This is a genomic window from Marinobacter sp. (assembly GCF_041984545.1).
Classification (GTDB): domain Bacteria; phylum Pseudomonadota; class Gammaproteobacteria; order Pseudomonadales; family Oleiphilaceae; genus Marinobacter.
Window position 1 is genome coordinate 71,811 of the sequence record NZ_JBHIXV010000017.1, and the last position, 16,280, is coordinate 88,090.

The following is a 16,280-nucleotide window of genomic DNA, read 5'->3' on the forward strand; positions in this document are numbered from 1 at the left end:
CGAACTGAAACGGAATAGACAACCCAAGAGCTGACAAATGAGAGAATTTCTTTCCCGGCGCCCTCTGAACCCTCTGGTCATGACGCTTGTTCTGGCGCTGGCCTGCACCGGCCCCGCGCTCGCCCAGAACATGCAGGAACCGGCCCCGGAAGGCTCTGTGCCGGTCAATCCGAAAGACCCCTGGGAGAACTGGAACCGCAAGGTCTTTACCTTCAACGAAACCATCGATCGTTGGTTCCTGAAACCGGTGGCCCAGGCTTACCGGACCTTTACGCCCCGGCTGGTGGATCGCGGTATCACCAACTTTTTCAACAACCTCACCGAGCTCAGGAACTTCACCAACAGCGTCCTGCAATTAAAGGGGGAGTCGGCCGTGGTGGCACTGGGCCGTTTTACCTACAACACCACGTTTGGCCTTGGCGGGCTGATTGATGTTGCCACCGCCTTCGATCTGCCCGAGCGACCGGAAGACTTCGGTCAGACCCTGGGTTACTGGGGCTCCGGCTCCGGGCCATATCTGATGCTGCCTTTCCTCGGCCCGTCAACGCCCCGGCATTTTACCGGCTTCGCCGTGGACGGCTTTGTGCTGCCGTCGGCGTGGGATGCAGTGGATAGCCCCGAGGTGTACTACGCTCGCGCCCTGCAGATTGTGGATCGGCGGGCAGACCTGATTCCAGCGGAGAGTTTTATTTCCGGCGACAGCTATATATTTGTGCGTAACGCATTCCTGCAGCGCAGGGAATTCCTGATCAACGACGGCAAGGTGGTCAACGATCCCTTCGCCAGTGATGATGACGAAGATCTGATGCTCGAGGATTTCTGAGCTCATATCGGTTCGAAAGGAGGTCAGCGGTGTTCAAGGATCCCAGAATAGCCAGATTCCGGAAAATGCTGGCCGAAGCGCCCAACTACGAGGTCTGGAAGGCGGCAGCCCTTGAACTCGATTTTCTGGAGGGCAACGCCGACTGGAAAGAGGATTTTGCATCAGATCTCTACCACTACGAGCTAATCTACGACCGCCTCAGTAACCTCAAGCAGTATCGCCAGCAAAACGATTTCGAGCGTCTCAAGCGGGCGTTACGTGAGGGACTGCACCACGACCTGGGCAACATGGGTAATCCCGCGCTCTATACGCGCTCCCGCGTGGGTACCAAACATCTGATAGAGGAATACATTACCCAGGTCTGCGAGGCACTGGATTTCCTGTGTGACCATCCGGTCCCCGATTTCCCCGTGGCGGAGAAACTCCAGTTTTTCCGGGATACCCTGACCAGTTACGGTCGGCCGGCGCTGTTGCTGAGTGGCGGGGCCACCCTGGGTATGTTCCATTTCGGTGTGATCAAGGCGCTCTGGGAGAAAGGCCTGCTCCCTCAGGTAATTGCCGGGTCAAGCATAGGTGCGATCATCGCCGGTATCCTCGGGGTTCATACCGATGCCGAGATCCCGGAGATGCTGGTGCCGGAGAATCACAATCTCAAGGCCTGGAAGTGGCGTGGTCTGCTCAGTGCCGTGCGCGGCGATGGTCTGATGGATCAGGAGCAGCTGCGCTCGTGCCTGCGGGCGAATATCGGCGAGTACACTTTCGAGGAAGCCTTTCAGCGCACCGGGCGCTCGATCAATGTCAGTGTTTCGCCAGTGCAGGCCCATCAGAAGGCCCGGCTGCTGTGCGGCTACACGTCGCCCTACCTGATGGTCTGGAGTGCTGTGCTGGCCAGTGCTGCGGTACCGGGGATTTTCCCGCCCGTTACCCTGATGAAAAAGGACATTCAGGGCAACATTCTGCCGTACATGCCGCGGCTGAAGTTTGTGGACGGCTCGGTGGTCAGCGACCTGCCGGTGGAGCGACTGATGCATCTGTACGATGTGAATTACACCATTGTCAGCCAGACCAATCCCCATGTGGTGCCGTTCCTCAGCCGGGGAGGCCGGGATGAAAAACTGTCGCTTGCGAGGCTGCCCATGCACCTTCTGAAGTCGGAAGTGCAGTTCCACGGCCAGGGTGTGTTCGATTACCTGCGCAAGCGCGTCCAGCCGGAACTTCTGCGGCAGATGTCCGGTCAGCTTTACACCATCATGGCCCAACGCTATTCCGGAGATGTCACCATCGCGCCCTCCTATTCCCTGAGAGATTATCGACGCATGCTTGCCAATCCGGACCCCGAGTATGTACGCCGGATGATCCTCGCCGGGGAACGGGCAACCTGGCCAAAGATCTCGATGATCCGATCACACGCCCGGATTTCGAAGACTCTGGAGCGATGCGTGCGGCGGCTGAAACTGCAGAACCGGCGCACCGCCGAGTTGCGTCTGGTCACCAACACGGACGCCGGTACCACCTGATATGTATTACGATTTTTTCGGCTTTCGGGAACCGCCGTTTTCCATTGCCCCGGATCCGCGCTACCTGTACCTGAGTGACCGCCACAAGGAGGCGCTTGCCCATCTGATGTACGGTGTGCAGGGGCAGGGCGGCTTCATTGTCATCACCGGTGAAGTGGGCACTGGAAAGACCACGGTATCCCGCTGTTTCATTGAGAACGCGCCAGACAACGTCGACATAGCCCTGATCCTCAACCCGCGACTGTCGGCGAGGGAACTGCTGTCTTCCGTTTGTGATGAGCTGGAAATCAGCCACGACCTGGGCGCCAGCATCAAGGAGCTGGTGGACCTGATCAACCGGGATCTGCTCAAAGCCCACGCCGCCGGCCGGCACAAGGTCCTGATGATCGACGAGGCCCAGAACCTTTCGGCAGACGTGCTGGAGCAACTACGCCTGCTCACCAACCTCGAGACAGCCGAAAAGAAACTGCTGCAGATTGTGTTGCTGGGCCAGCCCGAGCTCCAGGATATGCTGGCACTGCCGGAACTGCGGCAGCTCAATCAGAGGGTGACTGCCCGTTATCATCTCGATGCCATCGGCAGGCAGGAGTTGCCGGCCTACCTCCGCTATCGCCTGGGCGTGGCCGGGCTGCGGGGGGACGTCTTCTCCTCTGGCGCGGTTCAGCGGCTGTACCGGGAGAGCCAGGGCATCCCGCGACTGATCAACCTGATCAGCGATCGGGCCCTTCTGGGCGCCTACGCCGAGGGCGAGCACGAGGTCTCTGCCAGTCACATCAAACACGCGGCAAAAGAGGTTCGTGGCAATGCAGTGGCAGGATCCACGCGCAGGCCCGACCGTTCCCAGGTGCTGGTGGTGGCTGCATCCATACTTGTGGCGATCATCAGTACGGTCTGGCTGTTTCAGCGGTGGAACCCGGAACCCGCGCTGATCGCTCAGGCCGAGGAGTCGGTTTTCCAGGGCGCGGTTGAGCGGGAAGAGGAGCCTCCGGTGGAGGCTGACGCTGATGAGCCCGAAACGAACACCGAGGAACCCGAAGCACTGCCGTCGCTGGCTGTACCAGCTCAGTTACTGGACTCGGTGCCGGCGTTCAAGGCTCTGTTTAGCGCCTGGGGCATTCAGTACACCCCCTCCAGCGCACCGGTGGCCTGTGACTACGCGCGAAATCAGGGGCTCGGTTGCCTCGAACGGCAGGGAAGTCGCAGAAGCCTGGAGTTTCTGGACCGGCCGGCCATGCTGGCGTTACAGGATGTGAAGGGTAATCGGGGGTTTGTGGTACTGCGCCACCTGGACGGAGACCGGGCCGAGATTATGCTTGCGGATGGACGGCATACTGTTTCTTTTGCCAGCATCGAGCCCTACTGGTTTGGCGAATACCGGGTGTTGTGGCGCCTGCCCGAGTACATGACCGACGCGCGGTTTTCTGGCAACGGTGCTGGCGAGCAGCTCTGGATTGGCGCCCGCATGATGGATCTTGCCGATCGGTTTGCCAGATCCCGCTCAGACAGCGACCGGATCAAGCGCCTGGATGCCGAGGCTCAGGTACGCTGGTACCAGTCCCTCCGCGGATTGACCGTAGACGGTATTGCTGGAGCCATGACCATCATCCAGATGAACAACGATCTGGATGCGGCGGTGCCGCGGCTCAGTTCCGAGAAGGCGGCGCCGCAGCCCCAACCCGTGAGCGCACAGCGGCCCCGTGAGAATGAGTAATCATGTCGTATATTCTTGACGCATTGCGAAAATCCGAGACCGAGCGCCGACAGGGTCAGGTGCCGGACCTGGGCCAGCAGGTTCAGCTGATTCATCGCCCGAAGAAGAAGGGCGTGTCGCCGGTGGTGTGGGTTGCCGTTGCGCTGGTGCTTAATGCGGCGGTTCTTGCCTATGTCTTCTGGCCTGAGCGTGAGAGATCGGCTGCGTCTGCGGCAACGCCTGCAGATACCACGTCGGCCGCGGGGGCGTCGGAGACGACCACCAAGCCGGCGTCATCCTTGGCGGTGCAGCCTGAAACAGAGAGCGGACCGGAAACGGCGGTTGCGGAGTCCGGCACTCCGGCCCGGTCTCCGGACGGCCAACCGGACGAGGATCGGTCCGTTCAGGAGTCTGTAGCGCCGGCGGTTCCACAAGTTCAGGAGCGGGCAACCATCATTGTGCCCTCGGTGGATGTCCCAACCACCACCGCGTCAGCCGAAGACGACCTGCAGCCACCACCCGAACAGGCCGGCCGGGTACCTCATCTGGTAGAGTTGCCCCTTTCATTTCAGAAGGGTATTCCGGATTTGACCTTCAACAGTCATATCTATTCGTCGTCGCCGGGCTCTCGCCGGGTGATGATCAACAATAGCTACCTGCGGATCGGTGACGCGTTTCAGGGCCTTCGCGTGGAAGACATCACAGAGGATGGCGTGGTGTTAAGCCGCGACGGCCGCCGTTTTCGGGTGGGTGTGGTCCGCGACTGGGTGAGCCCCCGCTGATGGCCCTGACCGACGAGATCAAGCAGCAGATTCAGCAGGGCTACCGGGACGTTCTGGCCGGCAAATCCGTCCGGGCCCGTTACGGTCAGCGCCTGATGATTGCGGAGATCGCCCGTTACATGGGCGATATCACCGACGATGATGGGCAGCGTACGTCCCCACCGGCTGCCTGCGTGGTTGAGGCTGGCACCGGTACCGGCAAGACCCTTGCCTACCTGATTGCAGCGATTCCCGTGGCCCGGGCGCTTGGCAAAACCCTGGTGATTTCCACGGCAACGGTCGCCCTGCAGGACCAGATCGTACTCAAAGACCTGCCGGATCTGAAAAAACACAGCAAACTGGCGTTCAACTGGACCCTGGCCAAGGGGCGGGGGCGTTACCTCTGTCTGTCTCGGCTGGAGGCGAGGCTCCATGACGAGGGCAACGGAGACAGTGACACAATGCCGCTGTTTCTTCTGGACGGCCCGAAATCGGAGGAGGCCGGCACCCGGGCCTTCTTTGAGGAAATGCTGGCCAGTTATGGCTCCCGGCAGTGGGATGGCGATCGGGACCACTGGCCCGAGCAGATTCCGGACGATGTGTGGCGGCAGGTCACCACCGACCACCGACAGTGCACCAACCGGCACTGCGCCTATTTCGACAGCTGTGCGTTTTTTGACGCCAGAAAGGACCTCGACGAGGCCGATATTGTGGTTGCCAATCATGATCTCGTGTTGGCGGACCTGGCCCTGGGTGGCGGTGCCATCCTGCCTGAGCCGGAAAACGCCCTCTATATTTTCGATGAGGCGCACCATCTTCCCGACAAGGCGCTCAATCATTTCGCGGCCTCGGTGCCGTTGAATGCGACCCGACAGTGGCTGAAACAGCTGTCCCAGGCACTGGTCAAGATGCAGCCGTACCTGCCGGGTGGCAGCCAGGCGGCAAAATCCCTCGACCGTATAGGCGGCGCCTCCCGGGAAGTGGATCTGGTGCTGAGTCGGGTGTACGAGGAATCGGAGACCAATACCGGCTGGGAATTCAACGAAGAGAGGCGCACCGCCCAGTGGCGTTACCCGGAGGGTGAACTGCCGGAGGCCATGGCGGAACTGGCGGCGGAAACCCGCATTGCCACCGCCAACCTCGTTCGACACCTGGGTGTACTGGCCGATGAACTGCAGGGTGCATTCGACGAGCGCAAGGAGCATGAGCTGGACAGGGAGACCGCCGAGGCCTGGTACCCGGTGATCGGTTCCTTCCACAGCCGGGCCGAGGACCAGCTGCGGTTATGGACGGCCTGGTGCGAGCAGAACGCGGCCAAACCGGAGGGGGAGGCTGACCCGGATAACGAAGGAGATGGCGATCAGAAAACCCCTGCCGCGAACCGCAAGAGTCCGCCACCGGCACGGTGGGCCGTGCGCCAGCGGTGGGACCACGCCGAGGATATTACGCTTTACAGCTCACCCGTGCTGGCGGATAACCTGCTCTACACGCGCCTGTGGTCCCGGGCCTACGGCGCGGTGCTGACCAGCGCGACCCTGACAGCCCTGGGCCGGTTCGACCGGTTGAACGCAAGGGCTGGGCTTCCAAAGGACAGTCGGTTCCTCGTGGTGCCCAGTTCCTTCCGGTATGGCGACATGGCGACGGTGGAAGTGCCGGCAATGTCGGCCATGCCCACCGACGATGGCTTTTCAGATGAACTGATCAGGCGCCTTCCGGGCCTCTGGGCTGGAGAAAAAGCCACCCTGGTGCTGTTCACCTCCCGCCGACAGATGCAGCAGGTGCGTGATGCGCTGGCACCGGAGTATCCCGAGCTGATCATTACCCAGGACGACATGGCCAAGGGCGAGGTGCTGAGACAGCATTGCAGCCGGGTGGATGCGGGGCGTGCCAGCGTGCTGTTCGGCGTCGCCAGCTTTGCCGAGGGCATCGATCTTCCCGGCAAGTACCTCCACCACGTGGTGATCACTCGCCTGCCGTTCTCGGTGCCAGACGATCCCATTGAGGCGAGCCTCGCGGAATGGGTGACGCAACGTGGCGGTAATCCGTTCATGGAGATCACCGTGCCTGACGCGTCCATCAAACTGGTTCAGGCCGTCGGTCGTCTGCTTCGTACGGAACAGGACACGGGTAGAGTAACGATTCTGGATCGCCGGATCATTGCGCGGCGCTACGGGCAGCTGCTGCTGGATGCCCTGCCGCCGTTCCGCAGGATCATCGAGCCCTGAGCCGGCACCGATGAATCATCCGGCAAAAAAAAAGAGCCAACCTGTGAAGGGTGGCTCTTAGGGAAGGGGTTCTCTCGAACCCGGGGCGTCGAAACAACGCGAAACAAGAAATCTGAAGGCCTGAAGTTTCAGAATTCCAGGTGAAGTTTCCCTCACCGATGGGAGAATCATAGGGCAGCAGGGGGCGTAAACGGATCGTCCAAAGGGCGTAGTCCTTTTCGATAGTCACTCCAAAGTGTGACGTGCATCACAAAATGGAATGACCGGATCAGGTCGGAAGCAGGCCCAGCTCCCGGGCCCTTGCCAGGGCTTCTGTGCGCCGGCCAACGCCCAGCTTGCCGTACAGGTTGCGAATATGGGCCTTTACCGTTGCCGGGGCCACTGCCATACGAGTGGCAATCTCCTTGTTGGCATGGCCCGCGTGAATCAGGGCGAGCACTTCCAGTTCTCGCTGGCTGAGGGGTTCGGGCAGCGCTTCAGGACGTCTTTCGGCTGATTCCGGTGAGCTGGTTGAGCGAACGGGGTCGGAGGTCTCCATTGGGGGCGCCGCTGGTCGGGAGCCTTGTAACAGAGACTCCTGTAACAGGGAACGGACCCGATCGTTCCAGCGACCGGGTGTTTTGAGGGCAGGCAATGCCAGCAACCGTGACCGGAGGTCCGTGCTTTCCTCGGCCAGCAGTCGTACAAAGCCCGCTTCTGCGGCCAGGCCCAGGGCACGGGCGAGTACCTGCTCGCTTTCTTCCCGACGCTCCAGCAGGCCCAGTGCCTCGCCATACACCAGCAATATCTCTACCAGGTGGCGGTTGTGGCCACTTTCCTCGGCCGGTGTCATCAGGCGTTCAAGCAGCTCAAGGGCCTCCTGAGTCTGAGCGAGGGCGAGCAGTACGCGGGCTTCGGCGAGCTGGTATTGCTCCAGGTTCAGCGGGTTGGTGAACCGGGTGTCCGACCAGGAGTCCAGACAGGCCCGTGCCTTTACAGGCTGGTCGCCGGCAAGGTAACAGCGGGCCAATAATGCGGTGCTCGCTGGTGGCTCGAAGACAATCTGGTCGCGACGCTTGCGACCCACGTAGGCGGCGTCTTTCAGGATCTCGATGGCTTCATCGAGCCGGCCTTCGCTGAATGCCAGATGGCCTCGAACATACTGAATGACCACGTGCTGGCCCGGTTCGGTACCCCGTTCCACATGCTCCAGCAGGGGCTGTAGATGGCTCGCTGCAAGCTTGGGGTTGTCACGTTCCCGGTAGATTTCACACAGGGTGCTGTTTTGCCAGCAGGAAATCAGTCGGGGCTGGCTGGGATCGGAGTAATGCCGGTCAACCCACTGCCGAATCTCGAGACAGGTGTCCAGAGCCAGATCGATATCGCCGCGGTTATAGAGTATCCAGGCCAGCAAACCACCGCTCGACAGTACCGTGCTGGGTTTGTGTTCCACCTGACCGTACCGAACCGCGGAGCGAAGCGCATCCTCTGCCTCCACCAGCTCGCCCTTGCCGAAGTAATCGAGACCCAGACCGTAGTAGGTGACGGATTTGAGCGGAATGCGGGTGTGATCGATTTCCCTGAGGACCTGGCGGGTGAGATCACTGGCGCTTTTGTCATCGCTGCGGGTGCGGGCCAGATAGGACCGCATCAGGGAAATTTCGCTCTGCAGGCCCAGGGCCCCCTCCGCATCGGGATGGGAATCGGCGACCCGGCGGTCCAGGAGATCTTCGAGAGCGCCGAGGAGGGGTTCGAGACTGTCCAGCCGATTGGCGAAGAACAGGCCCCAGATCTTCAGCATCTGGAGTTGCGGATTGTCGGTCACCAGGTTTTGGGGCAGGGCGTCCAGCCAGTCCAGCACCGGCAGGTGGAACCCGCTGTGAATGAGATTGTTGCCGTGCCTGGCCAACACCTCAGACAGCCATGGCCAGTCTTCCCGGCGCACGATCTGGGCAATGGCTTCCTGTACATGGCCGTGGGCGAGGAGCCAGTGGATGGTGTTCTGCCAGAGCGTCGCCGCCTTTTCGGGCTGGGTCTGCTGGATTCGCAGTAGCAAGGCATCACGGAAGAGATCGTGGTACCGGAACCATTCGTTGCGGGTGTCCAGGGGTATCAGGAACAGGTTCTGGCCGAGCAGGCGCTCCAGCATCTCCTGACTGTTGTTCGATTCCCGAACCTCATCGCACAGTGATGCACACAAGCGAGGGCAGCAAGCGGTTTCCAGGAGGAAATCGGCCAGCTCTCGTGGCTGCTGGTCGAGCACTTCGGTCAGCACGTAATCGCTGATATGGCGCTCGTCAACGCTGATTTGGTGTCCTTCGGTAGCACTGCCGTGGCCTGAGAGTGCAGACAGCTGCATGGCGGCAACCCATCCCTCGGTTTTCCGACAGATGGCTCGGGCGTCGTCGCTGGAGATAGCTAGGCCCATGGTGCCCTCAAAGAACTGGCGACACTCTTCTTCTGAAAATGCCAGCAGCCCCGGATGAATGTCCTGCACCCACCGCCTCACCCGCCAGCGGGCCAGGGGTAGCTGGGGTTCGGTTCGGGAGGCGAGGGTGACCAGTACTCCGGGCGGCAGGTAATCGAGGAAATAGGAAAACTGCCGAAGCAGCTCCGCCTGGCCTACGTAGTGAAAATCATCCAGCACCAGCGTCCAGGGGCTGCCGTCGCTGGCCAGGGTATTGACGAGGCCGGTGACGGTCTCGATGAAGTCATCGTCGGTCTGCCGGGCCAGACTTTTACGAAGGTCACTGGCGCCGGGCAGCCCCGCGTGTTCGAACGCGCCGACAACGTACTGCCAGAATCGCCGTGGCTCATCGTCGTGTTCGTCCAGAGAGAGCCAGGCGGTGGGCGACGTGTTCTGTGCGCACCATTGCGCGACCAGAGTGGTTTTGCCGAAACCGGCCGGTGCAATCACCAGATTCAACCGACGCTGGTGGTCGGGAACCAGCAGCGCACTCAGCCGGTCGCGCTTGACGGCGCGCGGATCGGCGGTCGGCCGGAGGAATTTGGTGGTTAACAGCATGGCAGTCCTGAAAGCTGGCACGTGGATAACGTGGATTGTGTCGGAAACAAAGAGTTTTGTCAGGGGCTGCGTAAATGCATTTTTGGTCTAAACTGTGTACAGGGAATAACCTAGAATAAAAAAGAATGAAAAAATCTGTTTTTATGCGTATTCTTCTCAAGCGTGCCCGGATCCGCAACAGGCCTGATCGCGACTGCACGTTGATTCCGAAAGCCCTTTGACTTGAAGGCCTTCTGATGTCCAGGGAGCAGCAGACCCGATGAAATTACAACAGTTGCGCTATATCTGGGAAGTTGCGCATCACGACCTGAATGTGTCCGCAACCGCTCAGAGTCTTTTCACATCCCAACCCGGTATTTCCAAACAGATTCGCCTGCTTGAGGACGAGCTGGGCCTGGAGGTGTTCGCCCGCAGTGGCAAGCACCTGACCCGCATCACGCCAGGCGGAGAGATCATCATCCGCGAAGCCGGTGAAATTCTGCGCCGCGTGGAGGGCATCAAGAAGATCGCCCAGGAATTCAGCAACCAGCGCAAAGGTGATCTCAGCATCGCGACCACCCACACCCAGGCGCGGTACGCCCTGCCGCCCATCATCAGCGGTTTTATTGAAGAGTACCCGGATGTCTCTCTGCACATGCATCAGGGCACGCCGATGCAGATCTCCGAAATGGCGGCCAATGGTGCCGTCGATTTCGCCATCGCCACGGAAGCCATGGAGCTGTTCAACGATCTGATCATGATGCCCTGCTACCGCTGGAACCGGAGCGTCATTGTGCCTCGCGACCATCCGCTGGCAAAATTGCCGGAACTGACGCTGCCGCAGCTGGCCGAGTATCCGTTGGTGACCTATGTCTTTGGTTTTACCGGACGTTCCAAGCTGGATGAGGCCTTCCAGAGCCAGGGTCTGACGCCCAAGGTGGTCTTCACCGCCGCCGATGCCGATGTCATCAAAACCTATGTTCGCCTCGGCCTTGGCGTTGGCATTATCGCCAGCATGGCGTTTGATCCGAAAACCGATACTGACCTGGTAGCCCTCGATGCACGCAAGCTGTTCCGGCCCAGCGTGACCCGCATCGGCTTCCGGAAGGGCACTTTCCTTCGGGGCTATATGTACGACTTTATCCAGCGGTTTGCGCCACACCTGACCAGGGACAAGGTGGACGAAGCCGTGGCCCACCAGGGGAGTCGTTCGGAGATCGAGGAACTGTTCAAGGATATCGAGCTACCGACTTACTGACAGCCGCGCTGCCAGTATGTGCGAAGGCCGGTAGCCCGGGGCCCGCTCAGTTGCGGGCAATCAGGTTACCGGCGTGCAGGCCACATTCTTTCTGGGTAGCTTCTTCCCACCACCAGCGGCCTTCGCGCTCGTGCTGTCCGGGCAGGACAGGACGGGTGCAGGGCTGGCAGCCAATACTGACAAAGCCCTTCTCGTGGAGTGCGTTGTACGGGGCCTCAGACATCCGGATATAGTCCCACACCTCCTTTGACGTCCAGTTTGCCAGCGGGTTGAACTTTACCAGCGTTTTGTCCGGGGTAGAGAAGGCCGTGTCTTCCTGAACCACCGGCACCTCGTTGCGGGTGCCAGGGCTCTGGTCTTTGCGCTGGCCGGTAATCCAGGCGTCCACCGTGGCCAGTTTTCTTCGCAGGGGATTTACCTTGCGAATGCCGCAGCACTCGCTGTGGCCGTCTTCATAAAAACTGAACAGGCCCTTCTTGTTGACCATTTCCTGAACCTCGGCCTGATCCGGAAACAGCACTTCGATGTGAATGCCGTAGTGCTTGCGCACCTTCTCGACAAATTCGTAGGTCTCCGGGTGCAGGCGACCGGTGTCGAGTGTGAACACCTGCAGGTTGTCGGTCAGCTTGTGGGCCATCTCGATCAGCACCACGTCTTCCGCACCGCTGAAGGAGATGGCGATGTTGTCGTACTGTTTCAGGGCCGCCTTGAGGATGGCGCGGGGGCTCTGGCCTTCAAGCTCTTCCCGCAGGGTCTGTATGTCGGTCATGGGCGGGTATTTCCTCCTCTGGATGTGCGCCAAGGCTATCACTAAATCGCTCATAGCCTGAAGGAATGAGGATCTATATGGTTATTCCGTTGGTGGGGCGGAATTTACACTTCCACGATGCATTCCCGCGCTGTTTTTCTTATCATACGCCCCGTACCCGGGCCAGCGGACTCGCCGTTGCGGCCCATTATTCAGCAAGCAGGAGATCGTTGTGGAACTGGCATGCCTTGACCTTGAAGGAGTATTGATTCCGGAAATCTGGATCGCGTTCGCCGAAAAGACCGGCATTGAGGAACTCAAGGCGACCACTCGTGACATCCCCGACTACGACGTGCTGATGAAACAGCGCCTGAAACTCCTGGACCAGCATGGCTATGGCCTGCCACAGATCCAGGAAGTGATTGGCGAACTGGACCCGCTGCCCGGCGCCCGGGAGTTCCTGGACTGGCTGCGTGAGCGTTTCCAGGTGGTGATCCTGTCGGATACTTTCTACGAATTCGCCATGCCGCTGATGAAGAAGCTCGGCTACCCGGCGTTGCTGTGCCACAAGCTCGAAGTGGCGGACGACGGCCAGATCACCAACTACCTGCTGCGCCAGCGGGACCCGAAACGCCAGTCGGTGCGGGCCTTCCAGCTGCTGAACTACCGGGTAATTGCCGCCGGTGATTCCTACAACGATACCACCATGCTGGGGCAGGCCGAGGCCGGCATCCTGTTCCACGCGCCGCAGAATGTTATCGACGAGTTCCCGCAGTTCCCGGCGGTACACAACTTTGATGACCTGAAGCAGCAATTCCTCAAGGCCAGCAAGATCCACAGCGCCTGATATCGATGTCTCTGGGCCGGCAGCAACAAACTGTCGGCCCTGGTTTATTCGATCACCAACTCTTCCAGAAACCGCATTAATGGCCCCACCTTGGCCAGCGTTTCCTGATACTCCGCCTCGGGATCAGAATCCGCCACAATCCCACCGCCACCCCAGCATCGAATGGTGCCTTCGCCATCACACAGCATGGTGCGTATGGCGATGTTGCTATCCAGAGTGCCGTCCAGCCCCCGATAGAAGATGGAGCCGCAGTAGGGTCCGCGCCAGTGGGGCTCCAGCTCCCGGATAATCTCCATGGCCCGGATCTTGGGCGCTCCGGTGATGGAACCACCGGGAAAGGCGTCGAACAGGGCTTTCATCGGTGACACCCCGTCTGCCAGCTCGGCCCGGATATGGCTGACCAGGTGGTGAACGTTGCGGTAGGACTCCAGGGCAAACAGCTTGTCGACCTTCACGCTGCCGGGCTTGGCATTCAGGCCCAGGTCGTTGCGCAACAGGTCGACGATCATCAGGTTCTCGGCGCGGTCTTTCTCAGAGGCTTTGAGTTCGGCTGCAAGGGCCCTGTCTTCGGCGGGGCCGCTTCCCCTTGGGCGTGTTCCCTTGATGGGGCTTGTGGTGACGGTTCGATCGCGTATTTCAAGGAAGCGCTCCGGAGAAACCGATAGAACAGACAGGTTCCCAGACCGTATGAAGGCACTGTAGGGCGTCGGGTTTGCCTCTGCCAGAGCCTTAAAGGCCTGCCAGGGATCGCCTTCATACTGGCCGGTGAATTCCTGGGAGAGGTTTGCCTGGTAGCAGTCTCCGGCTTCGATGTAGTTGCGGATTTTGTTGACGCTTGATTGAAAGTCCCGTTCGGATTGACGCGGCATGAACGTAGATGGCATGCGCCAGTGGCTTTCCCTCGTTGGGGCGGAGACGTTCAACCACGACTCCAACAGGGCCCGGGTTTCAGCAGGGCATGCGGGATGCACCCAGAGATAATAGTGGCCGGTTTTTCGGTTGTGGCTGGCGGTCCAGAGGTAGAAGCCAGCACTGATCAGCGGGCAGGGCGATACAGGCATCTGGTGGGAAAGCCGCGCCTCTCTGGCATAGCCAAGTTCATAGCTAAGATAGCCAATCCAGCCACCGGGTAGTGACAAAGGGCCATCCGCGCCGTCGATGCCGTAGTGGGCCAGTAATAACTCCATTTCCCGTGCGACTTGATCGCTGTCGAAGACATTACCTGAAGGCACGTCTGTAGCGGGCAGGTGAATTGTCCTCAGGGCACGGGCGCTGAATCCACAAAGCGCGCCGCGGGCCTCACTGTTGCCGAGACTACCAATATAGGCGAAATCGGGCTCAGCGCTCGCGTGTTTCAGGAGCTGGTCATAGCTTTCCCTGGAAATGGATCGCTTCAACTTACCCTCGGAAATTCAAAAGAATGATACCCAGGCCACAAAAACAGCATTGTCCGCCCGGGAAGGCCACTGCTCTAATACCGTTTGAGAACGACGTGGCCTGCTGCTTGTTCGAGAACCGTCATTCTACCCGAGATGCACTGGCCACGTGGATACGAACCACAATAAAAAGGAAACCTACGCCATGACAGTGAAACGTCGATCAGCCCTGTTGGGCATTTGCCTCGCCAGTATCGCTCTCTGCAATTCCGTCTATGCGGCGGAGGAAGGTCAAAGTCTGGAGCTGAAGATTCCTCCGAACAGCGTTATTTCGGACGGCACACTGACACCAAAGGAAATGGCACAGTATGCGGTTGTCGCCAAGGAGCAGCTTGCTTACCTCACGTCCAAGGCAACCGAGGAGTACGCTCCGGTTATTGAAAACGACTCCAATGCAATGCCGGCTGCCTGGATGTTGATGGACGATGGCGTGACCGTGAAGGAGTTGACTCTGGATGAGGCTGCGGGCGACGCACCGGCGTCAATTCGAGTGGTGATGTTCCGGGCAGCCCTTAAATCCATAGCCCGTAGAGGAAAGATCAACGCCGCCGTGATTCTCTATGCCGGACAGATTTCCGAGGAAAACGACCAGCGCGCTCTTGTGGTCGAACACGAGCACCGGCTAGGCATTTCCGCAACCAAGATCGTACCGTTTGTCGTTGATAACGGGCAGGTTAAATACGCCCAGTCTGTTACCCGCAAAAAGCCCTTCCAGTTGTTCTACGACGACAAATCAGGCGTTCCGGCGGCTGCATCCTGAGCTGCGTACCACCTTTGTTGAGATGTGCGACACAATTGTTTCAGGTTGTTAAGAGCGGGTAAGGTTTTGTGAATGCAGTCACGGACTAGGACTGTAAAACAATCTTAAATGGATTCGTGAGGTCGCGAACCTCACATCCAAAATCCAAAACTCGCATAAGAATAAAAGAGTTTTATAAGGAGATAAGAATGAAAGGCCTGAAGAAAATTGCTCTTGTAACTGCAGTTGCCGCTGCTCCATTTGCAGCCAACGCTGAACTGAAAGCCCTGAACGACAGCGCAATGGGCAACGTCACCGGTCAGGCCGGTGTGACCATTGAACTGGAAACCAAGGTAAGCATCGGTCAGTTCAAGTACACCGACGAAGGCTCCTTCGCGGTTAACGACATCGTGCTTGGTGGTGCCGGCGTTGTTGCCGACGCAGCTGTAGACAATGATGGCGACGGCCAAGCTGATAACACTCTGCTGGACCAGCTGAAGATCGACATCGACATTGCCGACGATGGCGATGCCATCATTCACGTTGGCTCCCTGCAGACTGATCCGACCACTGGCGCGCCGGTACCGATCGACTGGGGTATGACTGCCGGCTCCATGGAGTTGCTGGCTGGTGGTACTGGCAGTGACAGCACCACGCTGATCTCCAACCTTGCCATGCACGGTGACCTGGCGGCCTTGGACCTGAGCGTTGATACTGCTACTGATCACCTGAACGTAGCCGTTGCCTTCGACATCGACGACATGGACTTCGACGTAGACTTCCTGGGCATTGGTATCCGCGACATGGTTGTCACCGGTGCTGGCGACAACTTCGACTACGACGGCGACGGCCAGACCGTTGCTGATGGTACCGAAGCTGAAGAAGGTGGTTTCGACCTGACCACCCCGACTGGTCAACTGGCCTACGGCAAGCTGAGCAAGTACGCCAACGTAAACCTGGACGTGTACAAGGGCGCTGGCCTGGGTGCGTCTACTGCGACCGACGTGCTGCGTGTTGACGTGAACAACGTTTACATGGACATGTCCATCGGCGCCATCGAGATCGGTGGAACCTCCATCGGTTCTGTAGCGCTGGATAACCTCGCTGTAACCAACACCAAACTGGCTATCTACGGTAAAGATTAATACTGCTAGATATCATGATTGGTAAGACGCCCCGCCCAGCGGGGCGTTTTTCGTTGGTGCGCCAGGCATGGCGCGTAGCGCCTTGACGGGCGCTGTTCCGGTACAGGT

General features: G+C 59.5%; 12 protein-coding genes. 9 read left to right on the top strand and 3 right to left on the bottom strand.

What is annotated here, in order from left to right:
• Positions 1-37: 37 nt before the first annotated feature.
• Genes ACFC20_RS10045 through dinG form a run of 5 tightly spaced genes read left to right on the top strand, consistent with a single transcriptional unit; the run spans position 38 to position 7,016 of the window.
• Complete coding sequence (locus tag ACFC20_RS10045; protein ID WP_375192886.1) at positions 38-823, top strand: VacJ family lipoprotein; 786 nt, start codon at positions 38-40, stop codon at positions 821-823.
• 29 nt (positions 824-852) lie between these two features.
• Positions 853-2,340 (top strand): DUF3336 domain-containing protein, encoded by a 1,488-nt coding sequence (locus tag ACFC20_RS10050; RefSeq protein WP_375192887.1) that lies wholly within the window; start codon positions 853-855, stop codon positions 2,338-2,340.
• Position 2,341: 1 nt separating this feature from the next.
• Positions 2,342-4,051: an AAA family ATPase gene (locus ACFC20_RS10055; RefSeq protein WP_375192888.1), complete on the top strand. Its 1,710-nt coding sequence runs from the start codon at positions 2,342-2,344 to the stop codon at positions 4,049-4,051.
• A 2-nt stretch (positions 4,052-4,053) separates the two neighbouring features.
• Positions 4,054-4,812: a general secretion pathway protein GspB gene (locus ACFC20_RS10060; protein ID WP_375192889.1), complete on the top strand. Its 759-nt coding sequence runs from the start codon at positions 4,054-4,056 to the stop codon at positions 4,810-4,812.
• On the top strand, positions 4,812-7,016 hold the full coding sequence (dinG, locus tag ACFC20_RS10065; protein WP_375192890.1) for an ATP-dependent DNA helicase DinG: 2,205 nt from the start codon (positions 4,812-4,814) through the stop codon (positions 7,014-7,016). The genes ACFC20_RS10060 and dinG overlap by 1 nt, the downstream gene beginning before the upstream one ends.
• Before the next feature lie 268 nt (positions 7,017-7,284).
• Here the strand turns inward: dinG and ACFC20_RS10070 are convergent, their stop codons facing one another.
• On the bottom strand, positions 7,285-10,020 hold the full coding sequence (locus ACFC20_RS10070; protein ID WP_375192891.1) for a LuxR C-terminal-related transcriptional regulator: 2,736 nt from the start codon (positions 10,018-10,020) through the stop codon (positions 7,285-7,287).
• A 259-nt stretch (positions 10,021-10,279) separates the two neighbouring features.
• Between ACFC20_RS10070 and cysB the strand changes: the two genes are divergently transcribed.
• A complete protein-coding gene (gene cysB / locus ACFC20_RS10075) occupies positions 10,280-11,257 on the top strand; it encodes an HTH-type transcriptional regulator CysB (RefSeq protein ID WP_091985571.1) in 978 nt (325 codons plus the stop codon).
• Between the two features lie 46 nt (positions 11,258-11,303).
• Here cysB and ACFC20_RS10080 read toward each other — a convergent pair whose 3' ends face one another.
• Positions 11,304-12,026, bottom strand: a complete 723-nt coding sequence (locus ACFC20_RS10080) for a phosphoadenylyl-sulfate reductase (protein ID WP_375192892.1) — start codon at positions 12,024-12,026, stop codon at positions 11,304-11,306.
• Positions 12,027-12,237: 211 nt separating this feature from the next.
• Here ACFC20_RS10080 and thrH point away from each other — a divergent pair, with 211 nt between their 5' ends.
• Positions 12,238-12,852 carry a bifunctional phosphoserine phosphatase/homoserine phosphotransferase ThrH gene (gene thrH, locus ACFC20_RS10085; protein WP_375192893.1) on the top strand — a complete coding sequence of 205 codons (615 nt, stop codon included), beginning with the start codon at positions 12,238-12,240 and terminating at the stop codon, positions 12,850-12,852.
• 44 nt (positions 12,853-12,896) lie between these two features.
• Here thrH and pabB read toward each other — a convergent pair whose 3' ends face one another.
• Positions 12,897-14,249: an aminodeoxychorismate synthase component I gene (gene pabB / locus ACFC20_RS10090; protein ID WP_375192894.1), complete on the bottom strand. Its 1,353-nt coding sequence runs from the start codon at positions 14,247-14,249 to the stop codon at positions 12,897-12,899.
• Between the two features lie 184 nt (positions 14,250-14,433).
• Here pabB and ACFC20_RS10095 point away from each other — a divergent pair, with 184 nt between their 5' ends.
• A complete protein-coding gene (locus ACFC20_RS10095; RefSeq protein ID WP_375192895.1) occupies positions 14,434-15,048 on the top strand; it encodes a hypothetical protein in 615 nt (204 codons plus the stop codon).
• 188 nt (positions 15,049-15,236) lie between these two features.
• On the top strand, positions 15,237-16,172 hold the full coding sequence (locus ACFC20_RS10100) for a DUF6160 family protein (RefSeq protein WP_375192896.1): 936 nt from the start codon (positions 15,237-15,239) through the stop codon (positions 16,170-16,172).
• Positions 16,173-16,280: the final 108 nt, after the last annotated feature.